Source organism: Streptomyces sp. NPDC050504 (assembly GCF_044458065.1).
Taxonomy (GTDB): domain Bacteria; phylum Actinomycetota; class Actinomycetes; order Streptomycetales; family Streptomycetaceae; genus Streptomyces.
The window spans coordinates 1,225,767-1,249,972 of record NZ_JBITHO010000001.1 but is presented as its reverse complement, the minus strand read 5'-3'; the positions used below and the strand labels follow the sequence as shown (position 1 = coordinate 1,249,972).

Sequence of the window (24,206 nt, the reverse complement as noted above, 5' to 3'; positions counted from 1 at the left end):
TCGTGGAGTATCCCAAGGTCGGAAGGGTGGTCGGGAGGCGGGTCCTGGGTCAGCGTCCGCGCCGTACGAGACGGGCGGCGCGACCGGTGAGGTTCCCGGTGAGGGCGGTGACTTCGGTGAGCCGCAGCGGCCGGGCGAGCAGCACGAACACGGCGCCGATGGCGGTGGCCCCGGCGAGCCCCGCGGCCACCGGGCCCGCCGGGCCGCCTGTCGCGTCCGCCGCGAGCAGGCCGAGCCAGGTGGCGGGGACTGCGGCGACCAGCAGCCGTACGAGCGAGCCGCCCGCGCCCCCGCCTCGTTCCGCCTTGCGGGCGCCCCTGCGGCGGCGCCGGTTGAGCCGCCGGTGCAGTGCGTACGCGGTCAGGCCCCAGCCCGCCCAGAGCGCCAGGGAGTATCCGGCCGACATGCCCGCGACCGCCCACTCGGCGGGCAGCGCGGTGTGGGCGACGACCGCGAGCAGCGCGTTGAGCCCGGCGATGACCAGGTTGAGGAGGAACGGGGTGCGGGTGTCCCGCAGCGCGTAGAAGGCGCGGGTGCACACGTACTGCCCCGACAGGGCGATCAGGCCGGGCGCGAGGGCCATCAGGATCCGGGCCATCGAGCGGATGGCGTCCGCGTCGGCCTGCCCGTACTGGAACACCGTCGTCATCAGCGGCACCGCGAGCGCGAACAGGGCGCAGGCGGCCGGGACGACGGCCGCCGCCGTGGTGCGCTGGGCCTGGGCGACGTCCCGGCGCACGCCCGCCAGGTCGCCGTCGGCCGCGGCGGCGCTCATGCGCGGCATCAGGGCGGTGACCAGGGCGACGGTGACGATGCCGTGCGGGACCACCCACAGCAGGTAGGCGTTGTTGTACGCGCTGAGCCCCGCGCCCTCGGCCTGCTCGCCGGCCGCCGTGGCGATCTTGGTCGTGACCCAGTACGCGGCCTGGTTGGTGAGCACGAGCAGCATCAGCCAGCCCGCCGCGCGCAGCGGCGCGGCGAGGCCGCTGCCGCGCCAGTCGAACCGGGGCCGCCAGCGGAACCCGGCGCCGCGCAGCGAGGGCAGCAGGGCGAGTGCCTGGAGGGCGATGCCCGCGGTGGTGCCCCAGCCGAGCAGCGAGGTCTCGTCCGGGGTGAGCTCCCCGCCGTCGGACACGGCGAGGAAGAGTCCGAAGACCGTGATGACGACGAGGTTGTTCAGGACCGGTGTCCACATCATCGCGCCGAACCTGCCGCGTGCGTTGAGCACCTGGCCGAGCAGGGTGAACAGGCCGAGGAAGAAGATCTGCGGCAGGCAGGAGCGGGCGAAGGCGACGGTCAGGTCGCGCTGCGCGCCGGTGTAGTCGGTGTAGCCGTCGACGATCGCGGGAGCGGCGAGCACCGCGAGTGCCGTCAGGAGGGTGAGGGCGAGGACGCAGACGGTGAGCAGCCGGTCGGTGTAGGCGGCGCCGCCGTCCTCGTGCTCCTTGGCGGCCTTGACCAGTTCGGGCACGAAGACCGCGTTGAGGGCGCCGCCGAGCAGCAGTGTGTAGACGATGGTGGGGACGGAGTTGCCGACGGCGTAGCCGTCCGCGACGAGGCCGGTGCCGATGGCCGCGGCGACGATCGCCGAGCGTACGAAGCCGGTGGCGCGCGAGACCAGCGATCCCGCGGCCATGAGCGCGCTGCTGCGGGCCACGGACGGGGCGGCCCTCCTCGTCCCCGGTGTGCGTCTGGCCTTGGGGGCGGCGGCGTGTCTGGCTCTGGTGGCGGCCGGTGTCATCGGCGGGCCAGGTACGCCTGGAAGGCGCGGTACAGCGTGTGGTTCGTCGTGCCCGGCAACGGAATCTCCCACTCCCCCAGGGTTTCGACGACCTGTCCGCCGGTGCCGAGCTTCCAGCGCAGCAGTCCGTGGGAACGGTCGTTCGGGTCGAGGGTGGAGGGTATCCCCCGCATGTCGTAGACGTCGGCGCCCTGGGCGTGCGCGTCGAGGAGCATGCGCCACTGCAGGGCGTTGGAGGGGCGCACCTCGCGGCGGTGGTCGGCCGACGCGCCGGTCTGGTACCAGACCCGGCGGCCGACGGTGATCATGGTGTGGGCGGCGAGCACCTCGCCCTCGTGGCGGGCCAGGTAGAGCTTCATGCGGCCGGGGTGCTCGGCGTTGAGCGCGGCGTACTGGCGCTCGTAGTACGCCAGGGAGCGGCCGAGCCGGAAGCCGTCGCGCTCCTCGGTGATCCGCAGGAGGCGGTAGAACTCGGGCAGGTCGGCTGCGGAGCCCACGACGACCTCGACGCCGGACTTGCGGGCCTTGCGGATGTTGCGCCGCCACTCCTGGTTGAGGCCGTCCCACAGGTCGTCGGTGGTACGGCCGGTGAGGGGGATCTGGTACACGTACCGCGGCTGCGCGTCGGCCCCGTCGTCGGCGCCCTTGCCGTCGCCGCCGCAGCGCTGCCAGCCGCGGGCCCGCAGCCGTTCGGCGACGGCGGAGCCGAGCGGGTCGACCTCGCTGGCCAGCACGTCGCCGAGGCGCCGCCCAGGCCCGGTGTGGGACTTGAGGTGGGCGGCGGTCCAGCGGCGGTAGTCGGGCCCGGGGCCGATCCGTACGGCGAACGCCCCTGACGCGCGCAGGTGTCTCAGGAGCGGGTCGAGCCATGCGTCGAGGTCGGGGTCGGCCCAGTCGGCGACGGGCCCTTCGGGGAGGTAGGCGAAGTGCTTGCGGGTGCCGGGGAAGGTGCGCAGCAGCACCAGGGCGACGCCCGCCGGGCGGCCCGGCTCCCGTCCCCAGCCGACGAGCTGGTGGCTCCAGCCCTCCTTGACCCGGGCCCAGGCGGGCAGTTGGAGGAAGCTGGGACCGCCCGCGTCCGTCGAGCGGGCGGCCAGGAACGCGCGGTACATGTCCGGGGTGAGCGTTTCGAACCACGGTGCCGGGGCGGCGGGCGCGGGTGCGGGCGTCACGAGCAGCGCTGACACGACGGGGGCCTCCTTGTTCCGCCCCGTTCGGTGGTGGGGCGCACAGCAGGCTCACAGCCGGTCTTGACCGGTCCGCGCGAGGAATGTGACCGGACGATGACCGTTTCCCCTCAGCCGCTGTCACATGGCCCCGGAGCCGCCCGGAAGGCACGGCGGTCGTCCTAGAGTCCGACGCATCCCACACCACTCCTCGCGCGGAGGTCCCCGTCGTGCCGCACTCCCGTGTCCGCCCCGTTCGCATACCCCTGTTCCTGCTCACCGCCGTGACGCTGACCGCCTGTTCGGTGGTGACGGACGACGAGCCGACCAAGGTCGACCACCGCGCCGCCGTGCCGGACGGCGCTCCGGCGAAGGTGCGGGTGACCCCGCCGGCGGCCGGGCGGCCGGTCACGGTGACGGCGAGCGGCGGCACCCTCGCGCGGGTGAAGGTCGTCGACGCGAAGGGCGCCGAGCTCGTGGGGCGCACGGGGGCGGGCGGGGCGTCCTGGACCTCCGACCGCAAGGCCGCGCCCGGCGCCTCGTACACCGTCGAGGTCGTCTCGCGCGGCACCGGCGGCAAGGAGACGACGTCCCGTTCGACGCACGCGCTCCCCGAGGCGGACGAGGTCAACAAGCTGACCCTGGCGCCCGGCAAGAACTCCGTGGTGGGCGTCGCGCAGCCGCTGTCCATCGTGTTCGACCGCCCGGTGAAGAACAAGGCCGACGTGGAGCGGCAGTTGAAGGTCACCACGTCCAACCGCACCGAGGGCTCGTGGGGCTGGATCGAGGACTACACGGGCAAGGACCGGGCGGACTGGCGCCCCAAGGAGTACTGGAAGCCGGGCACCAAGGTGACCCTGGACGCCACGCTGAACGGTACGGACTCGGGCGGCAGTTGGTTCGTGCGGGACTACCGCACCGGCTTCACCGTCGACTCGGCGGCCCGGATCGTGAAGGTGGACCTGGACGGCAAGAAGCTCTCCGTCGTGCGCGACGGCCGGACGGTCTCCACGATCCCGGTCTCGGGCGGCACCCCCGGCGGCGACAAGCGCTCCTGGCGGGGCACGGCCGTGCTCATGGCGAAGGAGGGCACCATCAACATGAACTCCGAGACGGTCGGGCTCGGCGACGCCTACGACAAGATGGTCGACTACTCGATGCGGCTGACCTGGTCGGGGATGTACGCGCACGCGGCGCCGTGGAACGCGCGGTGGTTCGGCGTCGCGAACAAGAGCTCGGGCTGCATCGGCATGAGCAAGGAGCAGGCCTCGGCCCTGTTCTCGGCGCTTCGGCCGGGCGATCCGTTCGAGATCAAGGGCGAGGACACCAAGGGCACGGTCGCCGAGGGCAACGGCTACGGCGCCTGGAACGTGAGCTGGGAGCAGTGGCGGGAGAAGAGCGCGGTGCGCTGAGCCGCCGGGCGCGGTGCCCGCCCGGTGGACCGGGGCACGGGGCCGGGGCGTCGCGCGTGTACGCATCCTTCGCCAGGGGCCCGTCGTGTGGAACAAAGTTGCAGATCGCCCGGAGCGCGCTGTCGACGCGGTCGGACCGGCCCGCACAATTCCCTCAGTTCACCGCCCGGCCGCGGGCGTCCGCTCGTGCGGAGCGCCACGGCAGGTACGACGACGACCGCGACGACCATGAACGGAAGTGATCGAGGGTGACCGCCGACACCGCTGTCAACAACGAGCTGAGCCCGGACGCCGCGAAGGGGCGCATGCTGGACTTCCAGAACGGCCTGAGGCTGGCGCACCTGCTGTACGTGGTGGCCGAGTTGGGCGTGGCCGACCAGCTCGCCGCCGGTCCACTGCCGGTGGACGAGATCGCCAAGCGCGTCGACGCGCACCCCGGCACCTTGTACCGCGCGCTGCGGGCCGTCGCCAGCCGCGGGGTGTTCACGGAGGTGGCACCGAGCACCTTCGCGCTCAACACCATGGCCGAGACGCTGCGCTCGGACGTCCCCGGTTCGCTGCGGGACCACTTCAGGTACGAGGGTCAGCCCGCGCTCCAGCAGGCGTACGCCGCGCTCGGGCACAGCGTCCGTACCGGGGAGTCCGCGTTCGAGCACGTGCACGGCACCGACCTGTTCTCCTATCTGAACGCCCGCCCTGAGATGGGGAAGATCTTCAACAGCGCGATGGGGGAGATCGTCAGCCACCTCCAGAGCGTCGCGGTCGCCTCGTACGACCTGACCGGCGTCCGGAAGGTCGTGGACATCGGCGGCGGCCACGGATACCTCGTGGCGCGGATCCTGCAGCGCTACCCGCAGATGCGCGGTGTCGTGTTCGACCAGCCCGAGGTCGTGCCGGGGGCCGTCGACGTGCTCGCCGACGCCGGTGTCGTCGACCGCGCCGAGACCGCGTCGGGCGACTACCTGGCCGCCGTCCCCGCGGGCGCCGACGCCTACGTGATCTCCCACGTGGTGCACCAGCTGAGCGACGAGGAGGCCATCACCGTGCTGCGGAACATCCGCGAGGTCATGGACCCCGCGGGCCGGGTCGTCGTCCTCGACCCGGTGATCCCCGAGGGGGACGTCCCGCACCCCGGGAAGTTCCTGGACATCGTGATGATGGCGCTCACCCCGGGGCGGGAGCGCACCGAGGCCGAGTTCGCCGCCCTGTTCCGGGCGGCCGGTCTGCGGCACGCGGAGACGGTGGCGCTCTCGGCGCCCTCCAGCGTCGTCGTGGCCGTCGCCGACTGAAGCCCCCGGCGGGCAGGGCCCCCGGTGCTCGGGAGGCCCTGCCCGCCGTGCCCGGTGTGCCCGTCCCGCTCGGCGTGCTCGGCGTCAGACTCCCAGGACGGCTCGGGCGGTGAGGAAGTAGATCACCAGCCCGGTGGCGTCCACCAGCGTCGTCACCATCGGGGCAGAGACCACCGCCGGATCGATGTGGAGGCGCTTGGCCAGGAGCGGCATGGTGCCGCCCACCGTCGCGGCCCACCCGCAGATGACCACCAGGGTGACGCCGACCACCAGCGCGATGCGCGCGCCCACGAACACCGTGCCGAGCGCCGCCCCGAGGGCCGCCAGCATCGCCCCGAGCACGAGCCCCACCCGGCACTCGCGCCAGATGATCGCGGGCAGGTCGGAGCCGCGCACCTCGCCCAGGGCCAGCGCGCGGACGGCCGCGGTGGCGGCCTGGGCGCCGGTGTTGCCCCCCGTGCCGATCAGCAGCGGGATGAACAGGGCGAGCTGGGTGACCTGTTCGAGCGTCCTCTCGAAGACCCGGGTCACCGCCACCGTGAACGTCGCGGCCAGCAGCAGGAGCAGCAGCCACACGACCCGGTAGCGGGCCAGCTGCCACACGGTCGCGGCCATGTAGTGGCCGCTCCACGGGGCCGCCCCGGACTGGCGCGCGACGTCCTCCGTGTCCGCCTCCTCGATCACCTCGACCGCGTCGTCGATGGTGAGCAGCCCCACGAGCCGCTCCTCGCTGTCGACGACGGGCAGGTCCAGGGTGTTGGTCTCGCGCATCAGGCGCGCCGCGTTCTCGGCGGGGTCCGCCGCGTGCACGCGGGGGGCGTCGGTCACGACGAGGTCGGCGACGTGCCGTCCCGACGGGCTGAGCACGAGCTCGCGCAGTTCGACGACGCCGATCAGGCGGCGTTCGGCGTCCACCACGGGCAGGGTGTAGATGGTCTCGGCGTCCGCCCCCTCGGCCCGTACGTGGTCCAGTGTCTGGCGGACGGTCAGGCGCTGGTCGACGGCGACCACCTCGGGGGTCATGTAGCGCCCCACGGAGCCCTCCGGGTATCCCAGCAGGGCCGCGGTCGTCCGGCGCTCCTGCGCGCTCAGCCCCGCCAGCACCCGCTGGACCACCTTGGCCGGGGCCTCGTGGAGCATGCGTACGCGGTCGTCGGGATCCAGCTCCTCGACCAGTTCCCTGAAGGCCGTGTCGCGCAGCCCCATCAGGACGGCCTGCTGGTCGACCGGCTCCAGTTCCTCGAAGACCTTGATGGCCACGTCCTTGCCCAGGAGCCGGAAGGCGACCACCGCGTCGACGGCGTCCATCCGCGCCAGTTCGTCGGCGATCACGTGGGGCGGGCGCCTGCCCAGCAGGAGCTGGGCGTCGCGCAGGTCGTGGCGTTCGATGGCGTCCCGGAGTTCGGTGGGCAGTTCGTCGTCGGAGAGTCGCACGTGCGTCATGGCAAGAGTCACCTCGGCAGGCAAGGGGTACGGGATGCTCCACTGCGCGAGACGCGTACCGGCGTCGGCCCCCGGACGGCGGTACGCGGGGTTCGACCGGGAGGTTCGCTCCGCACGGCGAACCACCTCCCTCCTCCACACGGGCACCCGAGGCGACCGCCCCGGCAGGAGTGCTCCTCGCGGAGCGGCCCGCCGGAGCGGTACGGCTCGGAACCGGCACCGACGGCCTGGTGCCGCCCACGACGGTTCGGTGTCAGCCGCGGGCGACCAGCGCGAAGCGCACACCGGACGGGTCCTTCAGGACCGCGACGCGCCCGGCACCGGTCGCGTCGGCGGGGGCGGCGACGACGGTGCCGCCCAGCGAAGCGGCCTTCGCCGACGCCGCGTCCACGTCCTCGACGCCGAAGTACAGGGTCCAGCCCCCCGAACCCGCGGGGCCCGCGGCGATCGCACCGAACTCCGCCGCGTCACCGGCCGCCGCGACGCGCGTGGGGCCGCCCCCCGCCGTCGGCAGGCCGGTCCAGCCGAAGACCTGCACGTAGAAGGCCGTGGAGCCGTCGACGTCCGGGGTGCTCAGGCCGAACCAGGACGGTGTGCCGGGCTCGCGCACCAGACCTGACCCGGGGTGCTTGTCGGGCTCCCAGGCGCCGAAGAGCGCCCCGTCGGGGGCCCGGTACACGGCGGCGCTGCCGGCGACGGACACCTTCCTCGGGGGGCTGACCACGAGGCCGCCCGCCGCCGCCACGGCCTTCGTCGTGCCGTCCAGGTCGTCCGTCATGAAGTAGACGCTCCAGCCCGCCGAGTGCTCCTCGCCCGCCCTGAGCTCGACCGCGCCCACGATCTTCTCGGAGCGCAGCGCGAAGTTCACGTACCCGGTGGGCAGTTCGAGTGCGTCCCAGCCGAACAGGGCGGGGTAGAAGGCGCGCGCGGAGGCGACATCGGGGGTGTCGAGGTCCGCCCAGCACGGTGCGCCCGGAAGGTGGCGGGTGATCTTCATCGTTGTCTCCTCGTACCGCAGTGGTCCGTCGTCGTCACGGTGGGGCGCCGGGCCCCTGGCCCGGCTCGACCAGCGTGGGGCGCACCGGTGCGGGGCTCCAGCGAGCGCGGGCAACTCGCGGATTTCTTCCACCGCTCGGGCCGGATGTGCCGGATTCACCCACGAGGGGCGGGCGCCCCCGTCCGCAGGGCGCGAGGGGGGGGCGACGTGCGGCGGCCGGGCGCGCGGAGGCCGGAGAACTCTCCGGGGGACGGAAGAGCTCTCCGGCCGGTGGGAACGCGGACCGGGCCGACGGAGCTGTCGTCCGGCTCCTGTCGGCGGGCGGTCCCGTCGCCGGGGGCGTCGACGGGGCCCGCTCTCCGCGTTCCGTACGAGGGGGCGGAGCCGCTACCGGTCTTTGCCGGGCAGGGCGGCGATCGCCCGTGCGAGTGCCACCACGCGCTCGGCCTGGACGCGCGCCGCGTTGCGGGTGACGTCGCCGACCGGCACGGTGCCGCCCGCGTCGTGGTGCGCCGTCCCGTAGGGGTTGCCGTCGACGAACTTGTCGGGGTGGGTGAAGCCGGGGGCGACGACGATTCCGCCGAAGTGGTGGAAGGACTGCATCAGCGCCAGCAGCGTGGACTCGTTGCCGCCGTGCGTGCTGCCCGTCGAGGTGAAGCCGCTGTAGACCTTGTCGGCCAGCTCGCCCCTGCGCCAGGCCTGGCCCAGGGTGTCGATGAACTGTTTGAGCTGGGCGGACACGTTGCCGAACCGCGTCGGCGACCCCATGAGGACGGCGTCGGCCCACACGACGTCGTCGACCCGGGCCACCGGTGCTCCGGCCGTCGCCGCGTCGGGGGCGGCCCGGCCCCGACGGGGATCGGCGGCGTCCTCGGGCACCGGTTCCCGCACCCGGCGCAGGCGGACCTCGGCGCCCGCCTTCTCGGCCGTCTCCGCGATCTCGCGGGCGATGTCGGCGACGTGTCCCGTGGCCGAGTGGTAGACGACGGCGACCTTCACCGGCTCCCGCGCCGCGTCCAGCACCGGCTCCCGCGCCGCGTCCCGTCCGGCGGCGCTCACCAGTCCGCCAGGTGCAGGACCTTCACCGGCTCGGCGGCCGCCGCGTCGGCGGCGGTGACCGGGCGGGTGAAGGAGCGGTCGCAGTACACGAGCGGCGTCCGGTCGTGCGCGGCGGCGGCCGCCACCCGGCCGATGAGGATGCTGTGGTCCCCCGCGTCGACGACGGCGTGCATCGAGCAGGCGACGCGGACGCAGGCGCCGGGCGAACCCGGCAGCCCCAGTTCGCAGGGCACCAGGTCGCCCGCGGCGAACCGGTCGACGCCGGACCGGGCGAAGCGCCGCGCGACCCCGTCCTGGCCGTGCGCCAGGACGTTGACCAGGAAGCGGTCGGCCGCGGCGAACGCCCCGTGCGTACTGGCGGTCTTGTTCAGGCAGACCAGGACGAGCGGCGGTTCCAGGGACACGGAACTGAACGAATTGGCGGTGAACCCCCAGGGTTTGCCCGTGCCGTCGACCGTGGTCACGACGGTCACGGGGCCGGGGACCCCGGCCATCGCTCGGGTCAGGGCGGTGCGTTCCATGGCGTCAACTCCGGATCGTGGTCGGACACGGGCTCTCAGGGCTGGAGACGGCTCACGTGCCACGTGCCGTCCCGGTGGTCGTAGCGCAGCCTGCGGTGCAGGCGCTGGGAGTCGGCGCACCAGAACTCCACGGTGACCGGGGTCAGCCGGTACACGACGAAGCGGTCCGGCCGGGGCAGCGCGGTGCCCGCGGCCGCCAGACGGGCCGCTCCGGTGCGCAGGGCGGCGACCGCGGCCGTGCCGTCGAGCGGTTCGCTCTGCCGGGAGAGCGAGGACATGGCGTGCAGCGGGACGGGACGGCCGTACCAGAAGGCGTCGGACTCGGCGTCGTCCACCCGCGCCACCGGGCCGGAGAGGATGAGCTGCTGTCCGGTCTCGCGCCAGTAGAGCAGGCCGGAGGCCCAACCGGTGGCGGCCAGTTCGCGGCCCTTCTGGCTGGTGCTGTGGCTGGCGAACGCCACTCCGCTCCCGTCGACCGAGGTGACGGCGACGATGCGGTTGGAGGCGCGCCCCCGGCCGTCGGCGGTGGCCAGGGCGAGCGAGCGGGGTTCGCGCACGCCGTACGCGGTCGCCTCCTCGATCCACCGGCGGACCAGCGGCACGGGGTCGGGCGGCGGGGCGTCGTACTCGGGGAAGTCGACGTCGACTTCCCCGGTGAGGCTTTCGAACCGACTGGTGTCCACCTGGTCCTCGCTAGACGTAGATCGTGCCGCGGGCCGCGATGGCGCCGTGGCCTCCGACGTGCACGCTGCGGACGTGTTCGCCGGTGCCCTCCGCGGTCGCCAGCATGAGCGAGGGGCGGCCCATCTCGACCCCCTGGAGGATCCGGTGCCCCTCCCCGTACGCGCTGAGCCCGTGCCGGGCCAGGTGGATGGCGAGGGGACCGGCCGCCGAGCCCGTGGCCGCGTCCTCCACCACCCCGTAGGCCGGGGAGAACATCCGCGTGCGCCACCGGGTGCCCGATCCCGCGAAGCAGTTGGCCGCCATGTCGGGGAACCTGCTCAGGGCCCGGTGGTCCGGCCTGAGCGCAGAGAGCGCGGCCACGCTTTCGAGGCCCACGAGGACGTGCCGGGGGCCGTTGCGGTAGATCTCGACCGGTGTCGTGGAGTCCGCGACGCCGAGCGCTTCCAGCAGCTCGGCGCCGTGCTCGTACGGCTGCCAGGTGGGTACGGGCTGCTCCATCCGCACCTCGGGCACGCCGCCGTCGTCGCGGAGCCGGAACGGGACGGTCCCCATGGCGGTCTCCAGGAGCAGCCGGTCCTTCTTCGTGGTGTGGCCCACGGCCACCGCCGTGCCGAGCATGGGGTGGCCCGCGAAGGGCAGTTCGTTGACGGGGGTGAAGATGCGGATCCGCGCGTCACCGCCGTGCTCGGGCGGCAGGACGAAGGTGACCTCGGAGAGGTTCATCTCCTTGGCGATGCGCTGCATCGTCTCGCCGCTCAGGTCGTCGGCGTCGAAGAAGACGGCCACGGGGTTGCCTTCGAGCGGTCGGCGCGCGAAGGCGTCCACCACTATGTACTCGTGCACGGTGTGCCTTTCCCTGGTGTGGTGTCGGTCGGTGGGGTGGGTCGCGTGAACACCGGGCCCAGGCCGTGCAGTTCGCGGAGCGCGTACGCCCCTTCGACCGCGGCCTCGACGTCGAACCCGGTCCTGTGGGTGGGCGGGCCGCCGATCAGTTCGGCGGCGCGGTTGGGCGGGAGGACTTCGGGGCGGTCCGACTCCCAGAGCATGACCGCGCCCCAGCGGTTCAGCCGCCGGTCGGCCAGCCACAGCTTCAGCCGCAGGCCGGGGACCTCGCGCCAGGCGTCGGCCGTGCCGTCCCGCAGGTGCTCGCGCAGGGAGTCGATGGTCTGCGGGGAGCCGTCGAGGTCCCACCAGGCGATGTCAACCCGCACGGTCGAACACCTCCCTGATGGTCTGCCCGACGATGCGCGGCCCGTCGACGGTCAGCACCGACTCGGCGTGGAACTGCATCGAGGCGAAGCCCGGACCCCGCAGGGCGTGCACGTGGCCGGTGTCACGGTCGCGGCTGACCTCGACCGGTCCGGTCCCCTCGATGTCGAGCTTGTCCTCGGTGCTGCGGGCGGCGAACGTGTTGTAGAAGCCGACCCGCTCGCGGGAGCCGAAGAGGTCGATCTCCCGCTGCACGCCCTGGTTGGGGACCTTCCTGCGCACCAGGTCGAGGCCGAGGGACAGGCTGAGCACCTGGTGGCTCAGGCAGACGGCGACGAAGGGTCTGCGCCGCTCCAGGAGCCACTCGATCGCCGTGCGCAGGCGGCGGATCTTGGGGTCGTCCGCGGCCCTGGGGTCGCCGGGGCCAGGACCCATCACCACGAGGTCGTGGTCGTCGAACCGGAACGGCTCGTCGAAGCGTCTGACCGTGACCCGCAGGCCCTGTGCGCGCAGTTGGTGTCCGATCATCTCGGTGAAGGTGTCCTCCGCGTCGACGACCAGGGCGTTGAGCCCCGCCAGCCCGTCGACCGCGGGCCTGCGGCTCGTGGAGTCCTGCAGCCAGAACTGGGCGATGCCGCTGTTGCGGCGCCTGAGGGCGGCGCGGACATCCGGATGGGACCCGAAGCCGCGGGGGGACCCCGCCTCCAGGGCGGCGAGGAGCCCGGCCGCCTTGGCGCGCGTCTCCGCGACCTCCGAGTCCGGGTCGGAGTGGCGCACCAGGGTGGCGCCGACCCCGATGCGCGCGCGGCCGTGCGCGTCGATGTCGGCGGTGCGGATGAGGACGGCCGAGTCGAGCGAGCGCTCGCCGGCCACGTCCCGGCCGATCAGCGCGGCCACGCCGCTGTAGTAGCCGCGGCCCTCGGGTTCGTACTTGCGGATGACGCGTGCCGCGCTCTCCAGCGGGCTGCCCGTCACGGTGGGGGCGAACATCGTCTCGCGCAGGATCTCGCGCACGTCGCGGTCGGTGCGCCCCTTGATGACGTACTCGGTGTGGGCGAGCCTGGCCATCTCCTTGAGGTACGGCCCCAGGACCCGGCCGCCGTCCGCGCAGATGCGGGCCATCATCTTCAGTTCCTCGTCGACGACCATGTACAGCTCGTCGGTCTCCTTGCGGTCCGCGAGGAAGTCGGTCACGCCCTGCAGCGTGGGGCCGACGGGCGGGTAGCGGTAGGTGCCGCTGACCGGGTTCATCACGGCCGTCCCGGCGTCCACCGAGATGTGGCGTTCCGGCGTGGCGCCGACGAAGGTGCGGCGGCCGGTGTGGACGAGGAAGGTCCAGTACGCCCCCTGTTCGCGTTCCAGCAGACGGCGGAAGAAGGCCAGCGCGCTGCGGGGCGAGTAGTCGCCGATGTCGACGACGAAGGAGCGCTTGATGACGAAGTTGGCGCCCTCGCCCGTGCCGATCTCGTCCGTGACGACGCGCCGTACGGTCTCGGCGTACCGCTCGTCGTCGACGTCGAACCCGTGGGCCGTCACCCGGGCCGGGGCGTCCGGGAGCCGTGCGAGGAGTTCGGCCAGGGGCACCCTGTCCTGGTCCTCGACGGACAGCGCGACGACCGGTGCGCCGTCGTCGGGCGCCGTGAACCCCCGCTCTGTGATCTGCCGGTACGGCAGGAGGACCAGGACGTCGTGCTCCGTGCGGGGCGCGTCGCCGTCCGGTCTCCCGAAGGGGACGTCCGCCAGGGTCCGGGACAGGGAGACGTCCCCGGTCAGGACGTCGACCGCGTCCGGGGCGCCGGACTCGGGCCGGTGCAGCAGGGCGAAGGCGGCCGGCTCCAGGTCCAGTACGGCGCCGAGCAGGTCGCCCCGCTCCGGGCCGCTCACGCGAACACCTCGGCGGCCGGGACGACCATCGCGCAGCGCCGGGCCGCGTAGTCGAGCGCGAGGCGGTGGTGGTCCTCGGAGAAGTCGCCCAGGGCGTCGGCGGCCAGGAACGGCTGGACGTCGTGGGTGAAGGCGTCCACCGCCGTCGCCAGGACGCCGACGTGTGCGTAGACGCCGCACAGGACGAGCTGGTCGCGGCCGGCGGCCCGCATGCGCCGCAGCAGGTCGGTGCGGAAGAAGGCGCTGTAACGCCATTTCGTGAAGGTCCAGTCGCCCGGGGCGGGGGCCAGTTCGGGCGTCACCGCGCGGTCGGCGGGGTCGGTGCGCATGCCGGGCCCCCAGAAGTCCTTGAGCAGCCCCCGGTCCTCCTCGGTCATCCGGCCCGGCTGAGCGGTGTACGCCACCGGTACGCCGGCGGCGGCGCACCGCTCGCGCAGCCGTGCGGTGTTGTGGACGAGGTCCGTGCGCAGCGGGTCGGGCAGGGCCTTGAGGAAGTAGCGCTGCATGTCGTGGACGAGGAGGACGGCGCGCTCGGGGCACGGGGTCCACCGCGCCAGGTTCTCGGGCAGGCTCTCGGCGGTGGGCAGCGGGTAGGAAGCGACGGGCGGCAACCCGGCCATCGGGCAGCTCCTTTCCAGTGGTGCGGCCGAACCGGCGGGGGTCACGGGGTGTCGGACCAGGCGGTGACCAGGGAGACGGCCTGGCGCGAGTTGAGGCGGGGGTCGCAGAACGTCGTGTGCCGGTCGCCGACCGATCCGAGGTCGGCGGTGTCGGCGACGCATTCGGTCACGTCGTCGGGCGTGGTCTCCAGGTGCAGTCCGCCGGCCGTGCCGCCCGCCGTCGCCACCGCGTGCCGGAACCCGGCGACCTCGCCCGCGAGGGCGCTCAGCAGGCGGGTCTTCCGGCCGCCCGGCGCGGTGACGGTGTTGCCGTGCATGGGGTCGCACAGCCAGATGGCGGGGTGTCCCGCGGAGCGGACCGCCGCGACCAGGGGCGGCAGGCGTTCCGCCACGGCGTCGGCGCCCATGCGGGAGATGAACGTGAGGCGGCCGGGTTCCCTGAGCGGGTCGAGGCGCTCGCACAGGGCCGTGATCTCTTCGGTGGTCATGGCCGGGCCCACCTTGCAGGCCACGGGGTTCACCACGTCGGCGAGCAGTTCGACGTGGGCGCCGTCCAGTTGCCTGGTCCGTTCGCCGATCCACGGCCAGTGCGTGGAGCCGAGCCAGCGCCTGCCGTCCCCGACCTCGCGGATCATGGGGATCTCGTAGTCCAGGAGGAGCGCCTCGTGGCTCGTCCACACCAGGGGTTCGATGCTCGGCCACGCGCGCGGAGCCGGGGCGCGCCAGCCCAGGTGCTCCATGATGTCGCCCGCCGCCATGTATCCGGTGAGGATGCGCAGCGGGTCCGGCTGCCGCTTCTCGGGGTCGGGTTCCGGGCTGTTGACCATGTGCCCTCGGTATACGGGCAGGACCAGGTCGTCGACCTGCTCGAAGGAGTTCGACCGCGGTTTGGCGAACTGTCCCGCGATCCGTCCGACGCGCAGGACGGGCTTGCCCGTGACCATCTTCAGCGTGGTGGCCAGCAGGTCGAGCACGGCCGACTTCCGTCGTACGTGCTCCGCCGTGCACTCCTCCGGGTCCTCGGCGCAGTCGCCCGCCTGCACCACGTGTGCTTCGCCCGCGGCGACGGAGGCGAGCAGCGACCTGAGTGCGTGGACGTCGTCCACGCGGACCAGCGGAGGGCGGGAGCCGAGGATCTCCCGCACCCGCTGGACCTGTGAGGGGTCGTTCCATTCGGGTTGTTGCAGGGCTTTCGCCCGCTGCGTTTCGGTTACTGCGTGTCCCACGACACTGCCCCCCGTGAGGCGATGAGGATGAACGGCCGGAGCATGACGTTCCCGTGCTCTTTCCGGCGGCCCGTCAGGTCGGTATTCCCTCGCGCTCGACGCGCGGAACGGGAATTCCCAGGGACTGGAACTGCCGGCACGGGTTCATGAATTCGCGCTGCTGCTTTATCTTCCCGTCCTCGAACAGGAAGGAGTGGATGAAGTGGTTTCGGTAGAAGCCTTCGGGATATCCGGGGAAGAGGATCCGCCCCTCGCCGTCGCACTCGACCCAGAAGCGGTCGGGGTCCTGGGTGTCGAAGACCTCGACGTTGGTCCAGGCCCAGTCGGGGAAGCACTTGAGCGACCAGACGGCGTGCTCGCCCAGCCGGTCGCGGCCCCGGATGACGATCGGCTCGCCGCTCTCGGTGGTCCACAGTCCGCCGATGCCGTCCTCCGTGAAGAGGAGGTGCCGCCTGAGCCGGTCCTCGCCTCGGGTGTTCATGTACCGCTCGACCACGGCGCGGTTGCGGGCGCGCGGGTCGCTCTCGTCGATGGGGGTGGGGGACTCTGCCATGGTGTCCTCAGCTGTGGGGTGGGAACGGGCGGGGTCGGGTGTCCCGGGGCGCCGGGTCAGACGATGAAGCTGATGTCGCGGGGGTCCCGGCCGACGAGGGCGCGGCCGTAGGCCTGCTCGGGAATGCCCATGCCGAAGCCGGCGTGGCGGCTGCCGACGTTGATGTCGCGCCAGAGCCGTTGGAGCGGGTTGGCCTCGTTGAACGCGGAGGAGCCGTGCGCGGTCATCAGGGTGTCGACGGCCTCCCGGCACAACCGTCCGACCCGGGCGGACTCCATCCGGTTGCGGGCCCGCACGGTCAGGTCCGTGTTCTTGCCCGCCCGTGCGTACTCGTCGACGGTGTCGGCGATGCGCGCGGCGATCAGCCTGGCCGTGTCGATCTTCGACGTGGCTTCGGCCAGGTCGAGCTGGAAGGTCGGCGACTCGGTCTGGTCGCGGTAGGTGGAGCCCGCGACGGGGCGGGTGGGGCCCTTGTCGCGGACGAAGGCCAGGGCGGCCTCGGCGCCGCCGATGAGCGAGCCGATCAGTCCGATGGCGAACAGGCCCGTCAGGCTGTTGCGGTAGGGCAGGTCGGGGTCGACGACCCCGTCGGTCTCGCCGTTGAGGACGGGCACGTAGGGCATCAGCCGGTGGTTCGGCACGAAGACCCGGTCGGCGACGACCGTGTTGCTGCCGGTGCCGCGCATGCCGGCGAAGTGCCAGGTGTCCTTGATGGTGGTCTCGTCGGCCCGCAGCAGGGCGAACCGGACGTCGGGGTGTTCGCCGTTGGTGGGGACGGCGATCAGGGCGCTGATCCACTGGGCGTGCAGGCAGCCGGAGACGTAGGCCCATTCGCCGCTGACGACGACGCCGCCGTCGGCCCGCTCGACGCCCGGTGCGGGCATCCCCAGGACCAGGGCGCACCGCGCGTCGGGGTCACGGCCCCACACCTCGTCGCCCGCGGCGGCGGGGAACAGGGACGCCACGAAGTTCCCGGCGTTCAGGACGCCCACCGTCCAGGCGGCCGAGCAGCAGCCGCGGCCGAGGGCGGCGGCGACCTCCAGCAGGGTGCGCATGTCCGTCTCGTAGCCGCCGAGCCGCCGCGGCGTCATCAGCCGCAGCAGGCCCGCATCGGTCATGGACGAGACGACCCGTTCGGTGACGCGTCGTCCGCGTTCGCAGTCGAGGGCGTCCTCCCACAGCAGGTCCCGCAGACCTTCGGCCCGTTTCACCAGCTCGGCGCGGTCGGGTGTCCGTACGGCGGAAGCAGCCACCGAATTCGACATTCCGAATCATTCCCTTCGGGTTTATCGGCTCTAGAACACTAGGACTCCGAAAACGTCGGAGTCAAGGAAGAATTTTCGGTGCACAACTAGTTCTCGTACCTGAAAAATTCCATGGCTCATCCACGCGGCCGCCTTTCGTGCCGCGCCGTGTCAGGGAATTCTGTTGTTCAGCGCACGGAAAGCCGTCGGCGCAGATTTCCGAGGACGACCCGTCCGATGGTCGCCGGGGTGAACAGGATCGTCGGGGGCGAGAGGAGGGCGCTGACCTTGACGAACTCCTGGGTCAGCGCGGAGTCGCGCTCGGCCGCGGTCATCAGCCGGTCGAAGTACGCGTTGAGGACGCGTACCGGCAGCGGTCGCGGGCCCGCCACCTCGGGCAGCGAGAGGTCGCTGCCGAGGGCCATCCGCCAGGCGACCTCGATCCGGCGGGCGGCCGCCTTGAAGAAGCGTCGAGGCAGTTGCTCCCCGCCCCGCGCCAGGGCGTCGCGCAGCGCCTCGGCCTGGAGCGCGGCCGCGGACATCCCCTGGCCGTAGACGGGGTTGAAGCTGCAGACGGCGTCACCGAAGACGAGCAGCCCTTCGGGGAAGCGGTCCAGCCGCTCGTAGCGCCGGCGCACGCTCGCCGGGTAGCGGTGGGCGACCGGGGCGTCGAGGGGTTCGGCGGCGCAGAGGACCTCGAAGACGTCCGGCGGCACGATGGGTTTGGCGAACTCCAGGAAGTCGCCCGGGTCGGTGGGCGGGTGGTGCCCGCCGTAGCCGATGAGCGTCAGCATCCAGTGGTCATCGCCGTGCTGGAGGAAGGTCGCGCCGGTCGGCCGTCCCGGGCGGGCGCCGACGATCACCACCTTCTTGTCGCCGAGGGCGCCCGGGGCCACCTTGAGGTTGCGGCTGACGTACTTGATGTCGATCGCGAGGCGTTCCTCCTTCGGCGGTTCGTAGCCGAGGTCCGTGAGCCAGTGCGCGGTGCGTCCGCCGCGGCCCGTCGCGTCGACGACGAGGTCCGCGGCGAGTTCCCGTCCGGCTCCGCCGTCCCGGTCGGCGACGCGGGCGCCGACGACGCGCCGGCCGTCCGGGGAGCTCATGAGCCCGGTCGCCTCGCACCGGTCGAGGAGTTCCACGTTCGGCCGTGCCCGCAGCCGGGCGCGGATCCCGCCTTCCAGCCGGGGGCGGTTCGGCTGGTAGGTGGGGATGGGGTCCCTGTAGCGGCCTTCCTGGCTGAGGAGGTGCCCTCCCGGGGCGAAGTGCATCTCGGTGGGTTCCCTGACCACGGGCACCCCGTCCGCCTCGAACTCCTCCAGGAGGCCGGGGAACATCTCCTGGAGCCACTTCGTGCCGGCGGGCAGGATGGCGTGCGCGTGGCGGCCCTGCGGCACGCCCCGCCGGTTGTCGTCCGTCTCCGGCAACGCGTCGCGGTCGACCAGGGTCACCCGGTCGAACCTCTCGGACAGCACCCGCGCGGCGAAGAGCCCGCCGATGCTCGCCCCCAGCACCACGCAGTGGCCGTTCTTTCCCGGTCGGGGCCCTTCCCGGTGGTGCGGGCGGGCGGTGTCGTCTGGCATGCGATTCCTCCGCTGCGCTTGGGGGATGCGGTTATGACGTGGTGGTGGCGCGGCAGGCGGGTCGCTTGTCGCTTTCTTGGGCGTCACCGGGTGTTTCCTCGTGCTTTCGCGCGCTTCCGCATGCTCCCGCGCGTTTTCGACAGGCAGGGGACGGCCGCCTCGTAACCACGGCAGCACTGAACCGTCACGGTCGGCGACCGACCGTGCTGCGGCAATCGGAAAACCTGGTGAATGACGCCCGTTGTTTTTCTGCGGGACAGTCGCGTGGCACCGGAAACTACATCACAGGTAATGGAATTACGTATTCCAGGGGATCCCGCCCGCGCCGGACTTCCCGTCAGCCCGCGGGACTCCCGGCCCCGCCCTCGGGCCTCCCGGCCGCACCTGCGGGATTCCCGGCCGTGCCCGCGAGCACGCCGGACGCCAGCCAGCACGCCGGGAGCGGGGCCACGGTGCGCCCGTGCCCGATGCGCGGATCGTCCCCCGCGTACACCCGGGCGCTCCAGCCGTGGGAGCCCATCCAGGACACGAGGTCGTCCCGGGCGGAGAGCCAGGAGGCCCCCTGCTCCTCGACCCGTTCGCGCACCGGCCGCCCCTCCTCCTCCAGCATGGCCGCCTTGAGGTGCTCCAGCATGAGCCGGCTCCCGGGGGCCGACAGCTCGCCGACACCGGCCAAGATCGCGTCCCCGGCAGCGTCCGTCAGGTACATCAGGAGCCCTTCGACCAGCCAGGCCGTGGGCTGCGAAGGATCGAAACCCGCAGCTCGCAGGCGCGCCTGCCAGTCCTCCCTGAGGTCCGCGGCCACTCCGCGACGCTCGCACGCCAGGGCCAGCCCCGACCGCTCGATCAGCGCGTCCTTGAACGGCGTCATCTCCGGCAGGTCCACCTCGAACCAGCGCGTCCCGGCCGGCAGGTCCAGCCGGACGGTGCGCCCGTCCACGCCCGCGGCCAGCGTGACGACCTGCCGGATTCCCTGCCGGGTCGCGGAGATCACCTCGTCGTCGAAGAACCGGGTGCGCACCGCGAAGTAGGTGGGGAAGCCGGCCGCGCTGCGGTGGGTCTGCTTGATCACCTCGGCCACGTCCGCCAGCGCGGGGTCCTGCGCCAGGACGGAGAGCATCGTGGCGGCGAGCGGGTCCCGGAACAGCGCGTCCGGACGTTCGCTCTCCAGCTGCCGCATCCACGCGACGAAGAGCGCGGTCTGCCCGACCCCGACCGAAGGCGTCTTCAATTCGACCATAAAATCCTCCCCAAGAAGAATTAAAATCGACACAAAGAGGCGAATCACCGCTGGTTCCGTAGCGTCCGAAACGCATGCTGAAATGGCTTGATTTTTTCCTTGGTGGATGGAGCTGGAAAGAGCGCGCGCCAGTAACTCGGACCCGTCCGCAGAACGCTCCGACGATGCGCAGCTCTCTTCTTGAGCGGTTAACTATTGGAATTCTGTGGGCTCTGAAGCTGCGATGGTAGCGTGGTCTCGGTTATCTTCAAGTTTATTCCACGGAGCAGGCCCCCACTGAAGGATGCGTGCATGCTCGACACCCTGGACCGTGCCCTGATCCACGCGCTGCACATAGACGCCCGCGCGCCGTTCAGCCAGATCGCCGCCGCCCTCGACGTCTCGCCCCAGACCATCGCCCGCCGCTACCGCCGACTGCGCGACGAGGCGTCGTTACGCGTCGTCGGACTCGCCGATCCCCACCGCGCGGGTCAGACGCAGTGGCTCGTCAGACTCACCGCCGCGGCGAGTTCCGCGCAGGACCTCGCCCACGCCCTGGCCAGACGGCCCGACACCTCGTGGGTCAAACTCACCTCGGGCGGCACCGAGATCGTGGCGGTCATCCACACGCCGACCGACTCCTCCGACGGCAACTCCCTCCTGCTGCGCGACATCCCCCGTACGAACAACATCACCGCCGTGTCGGCCCACTGTCTGCTGCACATGTACCTCGGGGGCCCCACCAACTGGCGCCGGAGCGCCGACACCCTCAGCGAGGAGCAACAGCGCGCACTGCGGTCGCACGTCGCCGTCGACACGGCGTACGTCGCCGTGCCGCGCCAACTGGGCGACGCGGACACGGATCTGCTGGTCGCGCTCCAGAAGGACGGGCGCGCCAGCCACGCGGACCTCGCCCAGGCGACCGGCTGGTCACCCGTCACCGTCGCGCGCCGCCTGGCCGACCTCCAGGCGGGCGGGGCCATCTTCTTCGACATCGAGGTGGACACCGGGCTGTTCGGCGCCAACACCCGGGCGCTGCTCTGGATGTCGGTGAGCCCCGCGCACCTGGAGCACGTGGCGACGACCCTGGCCGGCCACGACGAGCTGGCCTTCGTCGCCACCACCACCGGCCCCACCAACCTGGTGGCCCAGGCGCTCTGCGAGGACCCGGCCGACCTGCACCACTACCTGTCCCGTCGGCTCGGCTCCCTCGACGCGATCCACACCCTGGAGACCAGCCCGGTCCTGCGGAACGTCAAGGCGGCGAGCCCGATGATCACGGATCTCGCCCGCGGCCGGAGGACCGCTCCGAGCATGCGCGCCCGGACGTGAGTCCTCGGGTTCCGTGCGCCCGGTCGCACGCCGATGCGGCGGCCCAGGGGCCGCCGCATCGTCCGCCCGGGTCCGCCACCCGGTCAGTGCTGTGCCCCGGCGCCGTCCGGGACCTTCTTCTCGACCATCGGACGGCTGCTGACGAAACTCACCACCACCAGTGCCGCGGCGACCCAGAACGCGACCTGGATCGCGTGCAGCGAGGCCGCGGCGCCGCCGGGCACCGCACTGTTGAGGTAGACGCTGCCCAGGACCGCGACGCCGAGCGTGGCGCCCAACTGCTGGACCGCGTTCAACAGCCCGGCGGCCGAGCCGATCTCCTGGGGCTCCAGCGGATGCAGGGAGATGCTGAAGAAGGCGGGGCTGAAGAGACCGGCCCCCACGCCGATGACGCCCAGCGCGCCCAGCAGCGGCACGGGGTACTCCGAGGGATCGGCCGAGCGGTACACGGCGATGGCCGCCAGCACTCCGACCAGGAACACCGCGAGACCGAGGGCCATCGTGCGGTCGCCCAACCGCCGCATCAGGTGGGCGCCCGCCACCCACGACGCGACGGCCAGGCCGACCGACCACGGGGCGAGCGTGAGACCCGCGTCGAGCACGTCGACGTCGAGCCCCAGCTGGAGTTGCAGCACGATGACCATCATCAGCCCGTTCGTCACCGCGAAGAAGGCGGTCGAGGTCACCATGGCGGCCGGGAAGCCGCGCCGCGCGAACAGGCTCGGCTCCACCAGCGGGCTACGGCCGCTCGCGGCCACCCGGCGCTGGTGCACCACGAAGACCGCCATCACCAGCAGCCCGCCCACGATGGCCGCCCAACTCCCCGCCGACAGCGCGGAGATGTCGCCGTCGATGAGCGGGTAGACGACGAGCCCGATACCGGCCACGGCCAGCAGTGTGCCGGTCAGGTCGAGGGTGGGCCGGTTCGGGGCGCGGTTCTCCAGCATCTTGGGGGCGATGGCCAGCACCACCAGCGAGAGCGGAACGTTGACCAGGAAGGTCGCGCGCCACGACGAGCCGAACAGGTCCGCGTGGGTCAGCACGCCGCCGAGCACCGGTCCGCACACGGCGGCCAGACCCATCACGGGGCCGATGCTGCCCAGGGCCTTGGACATCTCGTCACCGGAGAACATGGTTTTGATCAGGCCGATGGTCTGGGGAATGATCACGGCCGCCGCCGCGCCCTGCACCACGCGGAAGGCGATCAGCAGCCCCACGGAAGGCGCCAGGGCGCAGGCGGTGGACGCCAGCATGAATCCGACGATGCCGACGACGAACACGCGCCGCCGCCCGGCGATGTCCCCCAGCCGGCCACCGGTGATCAGCAGCACCGCGAACGGAAGGGTGTAGGCCGTCGTGAACCACTGGATGTCGGACACCGACCCACCCAGGTCGGCGTGGATCGCGGGCGCGGCGACCTGGACGATCGTCGCGTCCAGCAGGTTCATGGCCTCACCGAGCAGCAGGGCGGTGAGCGCCAGCCATCGCCATCGGTACGCCGCCGCGGGAGTCGGCGCGAGCACGCGCTCAGCAGTCATCGGGGTTCCTCTCCGTCATCGTCGGTCCATCCACTCGGCTCCCCCTCCTCTTGGCGGGCAGGGCACCGAGTTCGACCACGCATCACAGTGGAGGGGGCGGCTCGCACGACTCCAGCCGGAGCGCGGAAGTGGAGGATTCCTTCCACCCGGGGCCCGTCCGGTGACGAAATCCCACGCGCCGACCGAGGCCCGTGCCCGCGGCCCTCGACGCGGCACCCGGGCCGACCGGGCCCCAACGGGGTGTGCGCTTCCTTCAGACAGCCGCTCGGGATGGAAGAAATGTGCCAGTCGGCGGCCGTGACTGGAGGTGACGCGCCTGCCGACGCCACGCTGGGGCCCCTTGGTCACCCGCTGTGCACCAGGGCCCTACTCCCCCCTACGTTCTCCCCGCTCAGGAGCGTGAATGGCAGCCCTGCCCGCCACCCAGAGAGAAGTCCGCCTCGTCGCCAAGCCGGACGGCCTGCCGCGGCTGGAGCACCTCCGCGTCGTCGAGACGCCCCTGCCCCCGCCGGACCGGGGCGAAGTACTGGTCCGCAACCGGTTCTTCCACGTGTTCGCCACGCTGCGCATCCTCATCGCGGGCGCGACGCAGGACACCCCGTTCCCCGTCCTCGACGTGGGCGACACCCTGGTCGGTGCGGCGATCGGCGAGGTCGTCCGCGCCCCGGAGGGCAGCGCGCTGCTGCCCGGCGACCTGGTGTCGCACTGGCTGGGCTGGCGCGAGTACGCCGCCGTGCCCACGGCCGGGTGCACGCGTCTGGACAGCGGGGCGCTGCCCGATCCGATCACCCATCTGGAACAGGGCTGGACGGCCTACGCCGCGCTGACCCGCGGGGTCGAAATCCGCCCGGGAGACACGGTGTTCGTCTCCGCGGGCGGCAGCGGGATCGGCGCGATGGCCGGGCAGATCGCCAAGCGGCTGGGGGCCGGCCGGGTCATCGCCAGCACCAGCTCGCGGCAGAAGGCCGACCGCCTCGTGCACGAACTCGGCTACGACGGGGCCGTCGTGCGCGGCGCGGCGCCGCTCGCCGAACAGCTCGCGAAGGCAGCGCCCGGCGGCATCGACGTCTACTTCGACAACGTCGGCGGCGAGCAGTTGCGGGCCGCCGTCGAAGCGGCACGGCCGGGCGCCAGGTTCGTCCTGGTCGGCGCCCTGTCCGGGCAGCTCTCGGAGGACGGCACGGGCACTTCGGCACCCGTCGAGCTGGACTCCCTGCCGCTCATCCACAAGCGGATCGTGATGCGCGGCTTCAGCTCGGACGACTTCGACGACCGTGCGGAGTGGACCGAGCGGTTCGGCGCGTGGCTCCGCGCGGGAGAGATGGTCTTCCCCCACGTACGGGTCAAAGGCATCGAACAGGCGCCGCGGGCCCTGCTGGAGGTGATCGAAGGGCAGCACATCGGTGCCGTCATCGTCGAGCTGTAGCCACGCCTCCACCCCACCCCGCCCCACCCCGCCCGCCACGCCAAGCCACGCCACGAAGGAGTC

General features: G+C 72.4%; 21 protein-coding genes. 4 read left to right on the top strand and 17 right to left on the bottom strand.

Translation table 11 applies throughout. The annotated features are described in order from the left end of the window. Positions 1-49: 49 nt before the first annotated feature. Together murJ and ACIBNE_RS05160 are read right to left on the bottom strand one after the other, a co-directional pair. The gene (gene murJ / locus ACIBNE_RS05165) at positions 50-1,741 is read right to left on the bottom strand and encodes a murein biosynthesis integral membrane protein MurJ (protein WP_399269658.1); all 1,692 of its coding nucleotides are present in this window, start codon (positions 1,739-1,741) and stop codon (positions 50-52) included. Then, complete coding sequence (locus ACIBNE_RS05160) at positions 1,738-2,928, bottom strand: lipid II:glycine glycyltransferase FemX (protein ID WP_399269656.1); 1,191 nt, start codon at positions 2,926-2,928, stop codon at positions 1,738-1,740. Before ACIBNE_RS05160 ends, murJ begins: the two co-directional genes overlap by 4 nt. Positions 2,929-3,137: 209 nt before the next feature. Between ACIBNE_RS05160 and ACIBNE_RS05155 the strand changes: the two genes are divergently transcribed. Together ACIBNE_RS05155 and ACIBNE_RS05150 are read left to right on the top strand one after the other, a co-directional pair. After that, the gene (locus tag ACIBNE_RS05155) at positions 3,138-4,319 is read left to right on the top strand and encodes an Ig-like domain-containing protein (protein ID WP_399269654.1); all 1,182 of its coding nucleotides are present in this window, start codon (positions 3,138-3,140) and stop codon (positions 4,317-4,319) included. Between the two features lie 248 nt (positions 4,320-4,567). Further along, a complete protein-coding gene (locus tag ACIBNE_RS05150; RefSeq protein WP_399269652.1) occupies positions 4,568-5,608 on the top strand; it encodes a methyltransferase in 1,041 nt (346 codons plus the stop codon). Between the two features lie 84 nt (positions 5,609-5,692). On the opposite strand, the gene mgtE is transcribed toward ACIBNE_RS05150, so the two are convergent. The 14 genes from mgtE to ACIBNE_RS05080 form a co-directional block, all read right to left on the bottom strand. Continuing rightward, complete coding sequence (mgtE, locus tag ACIBNE_RS05145; RefSeq protein ID WP_399269649.1) at positions 5,693-7,051, bottom strand: magnesium transporter; 1,359 nt, start codon at positions 7,049-7,051, stop codon at positions 5,693-5,695. 253 nt (positions 7,052-7,304) lie between these two features. Continuing rightward, positions 7,305-8,048: a VOC family protein gene (locus ACIBNE_RS05140; RefSeq protein ID WP_399269647.1), complete on the bottom strand. Its 744-nt coding sequence runs from the start codon at positions 8,046-8,048 to the stop codon at positions 7,305-7,307. A 387-nt stretch (positions 8,049-8,435) separates the two neighbouring features. Next, complete coding sequence (wrbA, locus tag ACIBNE_RS05135; RefSeq protein WP_399269645.1) at positions 8,436-9,107, bottom strand: NAD(P)H:quinone oxidoreductase; 672 nt, start codon at positions 9,105-9,107, stop codon at positions 8,436-8,438. Continuing rightward, complete coding sequence (locus ACIBNE_RS05130; RefSeq protein WP_399269643.1) at positions 9,104-9,628, bottom strand: flavin reductase family protein; 525 nt, start codon at positions 9,626-9,628, stop codon at positions 9,104-9,106. Before ACIBNE_RS05130 ends, wrbA begins: the two co-directional genes overlap by 4 nt. A gap of 35 nt (positions 9,629-9,663) precedes the next feature. Continuing rightward, positions 9,664-10,311, bottom strand: coding sequence for a phenazine biosynthesis FMN-dependent oxidase PhzG (gene phzG / locus ACIBNE_RS05125; RefSeq protein WP_399269641.1), 648 nt, complete (start codon positions 10,309-10,311; stop codon positions 9,664-9,666). A 10-nt stretch (positions 10,312-10,321) separates the two neighbouring features. After that, positions 10,322-11,155 (bottom strand): PhzF family phenazine biosynthesis protein, encoded by an 834-nt coding sequence (locus tag ACIBNE_RS05120; RefSeq protein WP_399269639.1) that lies wholly within the window; start codon positions 11,153-11,155, stop codon positions 10,322-10,324. Continuing rightward, positions 11,140-11,523 (bottom strand): hypothetical protein, encoded by a 384-nt coding sequence (locus tag ACIBNE_RS05115; protein WP_399269637.1) that lies wholly within the window; start codon positions 11,521-11,523, stop codon positions 11,140-11,142. Before ACIBNE_RS05115 ends, ACIBNE_RS05120 begins: the two co-directional genes overlap by 16 nt. After that, on the bottom strand, positions 11,513-13,405 hold the full coding sequence (locus tag ACIBNE_RS05110) for an anthranilate synthase family protein (RefSeq protein ID WP_399269635.1): 1,893 nt from the start codon (positions 13,403-13,405) through the stop codon (positions 11,513-11,515). The genes ACIBNE_RS05115 and ACIBNE_RS05110 overlap by 11 nt, the downstream gene beginning before the upstream one ends. Next, positions 13,402-14,025: an isochorismatase family protein gene (locus ACIBNE_RS05105; protein WP_399269633.1), complete on the bottom strand. Its 624-nt coding sequence runs from the start codon at positions 14,023-14,025 to the stop codon at positions 13,402-13,404. Before ACIBNE_RS05105 ends, ACIBNE_RS05110 begins: the two co-directional genes overlap by 4 nt. 41 nt (positions 14,026-14,066) lie before the next feature. Further along, entirely contained in the window at positions 14,067-15,251 is a 1,185-nt protein-coding gene (locus ACIBNE_RS05100) for a 3-deoxy-7-phosphoheptulonate synthase (RefSeq protein ID WP_399269631.1), read from the bottom strand. Positions 15,252-15,324: 73 nt separating this feature from the next. Next, positions 15,325-15,804, bottom strand: coding sequence for a PhzA/PhzB family protein (locus ACIBNE_RS05095; RefSeq protein WP_399269629.1), 480 nt, complete (start codon positions 15,802-15,804; stop codon positions 15,325-15,327). 56 nt (positions 15,805-15,860) lie between these two features. Then, positions 15,861-17,069, bottom strand: a complete 1,209-nt coding sequence (locus ACIBNE_RS05090) for an acyl-CoA dehydrogenase family protein (RefSeq protein ID WP_399269627.1) — start codon at positions 17,067-17,069, stop codon at positions 15,861-15,863. Positions 17,070-17,236: 167 nt separating this feature from the next. Further along, on the bottom strand, positions 17,237-18,628 hold the full coding sequence (locus tag ACIBNE_RS05085) for an FAD-dependent oxidoreductase (protein ID WP_399269625.1): 1,392 nt from the start codon (positions 18,626-18,628) through the stop codon (positions 17,237-17,239). A gap of 337 nt (positions 18,629-18,965) precedes the next feature. After that, on the bottom strand, positions 18,966-19,868 hold the full coding sequence (locus ACIBNE_RS05080; protein WP_399269623.1) for an SAM-dependent methyltransferase: 903 nt from the start codon (positions 19,866-19,868) through the stop codon (positions 18,966-18,968). A gap of 291 nt (positions 19,869-20,159) precedes the next feature. Between ACIBNE_RS05080 and ACIBNE_RS05075 the strand changes: the two genes are divergently transcribed. Beyond that, complete coding sequence (locus ACIBNE_RS05075; protein ID WP_399269621.1) at positions 20,160-21,179, top strand: Lrp/AsnC family transcriptional regulator; 1,020 nt, start codon at positions 20,160-20,162, stop codon at positions 21,177-21,179. Between the two features lie 83 nt (positions 21,180-21,262). On the opposite strand, the gene ACIBNE_RS05070 is transcribed toward ACIBNE_RS05075, so the two are convergent. Further along, the gene (locus ACIBNE_RS05070; RefSeq protein WP_399269619.1) at positions 21,263-22,717 is read right to left on the bottom strand and encodes an MFS transporter; all 1,455 of its coding nucleotides are present in this window, start codon (positions 22,715-22,717) and stop codon (positions 21,263-21,265) included. 403 nt (positions 22,718-23,120) lie between these two features. Between ACIBNE_RS05070 and ACIBNE_RS05065 the strand changes: the two genes are divergently transcribed. Beyond that, positions 23,121-24,143 carry an MDR family NADP-dependent oxidoreductase gene (locus ACIBNE_RS05065; RefSeq protein WP_399269617.1) on the top strand — a complete coding sequence of 341 codons (1,023 nt, stop codon included), beginning with the start codon at positions 23,121-23,123 and terminating at the stop codon, positions 24,141-24,143. The last annotated feature ends 63 nt before the right edge of the window (positions 24,144-24,206 follow it).